3 protein-coding genes and 1 pseudogene are annotated in these 2,304 nt (G+C 64.8%); 2 read left to right on the top strand and 2 right to left on the bottom strand.

Features of this window, described 5'->3' with window-relative positions:
* A partial coding sequence (locus EOA24_RS34785; protein WP_189354487.1) for an alpha/beta fold hydrolase occupies nucleotides 1-676 on the bottom strand: 676 nt, incomplete at its 3' end.
* Between the two features lie 36 nt (nucleotides 677-712).
* On the bottom strand, nucleotides 713-1,321 hold the full coding sequence (locus EOA24_RS34780) for a CDP-alcohol phosphatidyltransferase family protein (RefSeq protein WP_126083178.1): 609 nt from the start codon (nucleotides 1,319-1,321) through the stop codon (nucleotides 713-715).
* A gap of 275 nt (nucleotides 1,322-1,596) precedes the next feature.
* Here EOA24_RS34780 and EOA24_RS34775 point away from each other — a divergent pair, with 275 nt between their 5' ends.
* Both EOA24_RS34775 and EOA24_RS34770 read left to right on the top strand, forming a co-directional pair.
* Nucleotides 1,597-2,076, top strand: coding sequence for a MarR family transcriptional regulator (locus EOA24_RS34775; protein ID WP_112130300.1), 480 nt, complete (start codon nucleotides 1,597-1,599; stop codon nucleotides 2,074-2,076).
* Nucleotides 2,073-2,304 (top strand): annotated as a pseudogene (locus EOA24_RS34770) (HlyD family secretion protein); the annotation flags it as partial. The gene EOA24_RS34775 and the pseudogene EOA24_RS34770, both read left to right, overlap by 4 nt.

Here is a 2,304-nt window from a genome sequence, read left to right as displayed (position 1 = left end):
CGTCGGAGACGATGCGCGCCGCATGCTGGTAGAGCTCGACCAGGATATTGGAAGCGATCGGACGCGTGATCAGCGGATCGTTCTCGAACGAGGCGATGCGCACCGGGTCATGGGTCAGCAGGCTCGCCTTGACATAGGAATTGACGAAGAAGCGCCCGTTGATCCTCTGCCATAGCGCGATGCCTTCCTTGGCGAAGGGCACGTAGAGCTTGACCGAGAATGCCGGCGAGGCAAGCACCATGGCGCGCAGTTTCGGCGCATAGTCATGCATCCAGGCGGCGGCGAGCACCGCGCCGAAGGATTGCGCGATGAGCGCCATGTCCTGTGCGCCAAAGCCGTCCTTGGCCGCGATCTCGCGCATGAAACAGTCGATATCGCGCACCAGCGCCGCAAAGGACGGCGCATAGCCGCGCTCGCCGGCGGAGCGGCCGTTGCCACGCGCATCCCAGGCATAGAAGGAGTAATCCGGCATTCGCAATTCATCGACCAGATGCGCCATGCGGCCGCCATGCTCGTGGCCGCGATGGAAAAGCACGACCGCGCCTTTGGCCTCGGCAGATGCGGCCGGCCAGAAACGGTAGAAAATCTCCGTGCCGTCATGGCTGTGGAAGCTGCGTTCCTGCGCCTGTCGCGTAAGGCTTTCCGCCGGCGCGGCGGCGATCTCTTCGTGAAGCATGCTGTTCCCCTCGTCCGGCATGGCGAGCCTCGATGCTTAGCCGGTGTTGCCAGTAAGACCGGCACGTATCCGGTTTATGGCGGTCAGCAGCGACAGCGTAGCCATGGCCGGAAACACAAACGGCGCGATGGCCGCGGGCCACAGCCCGAAGGCGCACAAGGCCGCGACCACGCCGAGCCCAAGCGCCCGGTCGCTCTTGCCGAACGGGCCGGCATAGTTGCGTCCGATGCCTGCGGGGATGCCGAGCACGCCAGCGAATTCTGCGAGCATGGCCGCCATGGCGAAGGCGACGACACCCCAGACGCCGAACTGCGCAAAGGCTGCGAAGGGCAGGATGAGCGCCAGGTCGGAAACGACGTCGCATATTTCGTTCAGATACATGCCCAGGGTGGAGGCCTGGCCATGCTCCCGCGCCAGCATGCCGTCCATCGCGTTGAGGGCCATGCGCACGAACAGCAGCAGCGGGATGAGCAGCACAAGCACGCGCGAACCCTGCGCCGCCGCGATCGCCACGCCGGCCGCGACCGAGAGCGCGGCCGCCAGCAAGGTGATGAAATTGGCTGTCACGCCCATTGCTGCCAGCCGGCAGACAAGCGGTCGCAGCCTGTCCTGGAAGGCCGGCTTCAGCGCATAGAGCGTCGGCATTGCGTGATCCCCCGATCCACGGTGCAAGCTTTACCACGGGCGAGCCGAGCGGCGCTAGCGTGTGGCAGAAAACACAGTGAATTTTCAGACGGTTGTCGCCTTGCTGTGAACGCATCGCCTGAAACCGCAGCTTCGGCCCCGGATAGCCGTTCACCCATTGCCGGATTCACCGGGCGCTAACCATGAATGCACCAAATGCCTGCCATGACGACTTGCCGGCTTCTGGCGCAATGCTTCCCCTTGAATAATAAGCACGCTTATTATATGTATCGCTCATGGTTTCGGATGGCATCGACAGATTGGGATTTTTGATCCACGACGTGCAGCGCCTGATGCGCAAGCGCTTCGAGGCGCGCGCCAGCGGGTTGGGGCTTTCCTCCGCGCAATGGCGGCTGATGGTGCGCGTCGCCAAGGAAGAAGGCATCACGCAGGCGCGGCTGGCCGAACTTCTCGAAATCGAACCGATCAGCGTCTCGCGCCTCGTCGACCGCATGGAGGAGGGCGGCTGGATCGAGCGCCGCCAGGACGCCACCGACCGGCGCGTGCGCATGATCTTCCCGACCGAGAAGGCGAGCGCTGCCTACGCGGATGTCAAAAGCCTTGCCGGCGAGGTCTATGAGGAGTCGCTGACCGGCGTTTCGCCTGAAGATCGACGCATCCTGATCCGGGTGTTGGACACGATCGTGCAGAACCTGACGGACGGCGAGGCATCGTCCCTCGAAAAGATCAAGAGCAGGGAAGGGGCAGCGGCATGAGCGCAGCAGCCAAGCGGGAAGAGGACAACGTCACCAAGCTGAACGCGCCGGCACAGCCGGTCGCTGAAGCGCCGGCGCAGCCGGCTTCCGCCCCGGTCGCCGTGGCTCCGGCGCCGGTCGCGCCGAAGAAGAAGCGCCGCCTCGGCCGCTTCCTGCTGATGGTCGCGCTGCCGCTGGCGCTGCTTGCCGGCGGCTCCTATGTCTGGGCGACGGGCGGCCGCTATCCGG

The organism is Mesorhizobium sp. M2A.F.Ca.ET.039.01.1.1 (assembly GCF_003998035.1).
Lineage (GTDB): Bacteria > Pseudomonadota > Alphaproteobacteria > Rhizobiales > Rhizobiaceae > Mesorhizobium.
This window is presented reverse-complemented; position numbering and strand designations above follow the sequence as displayed.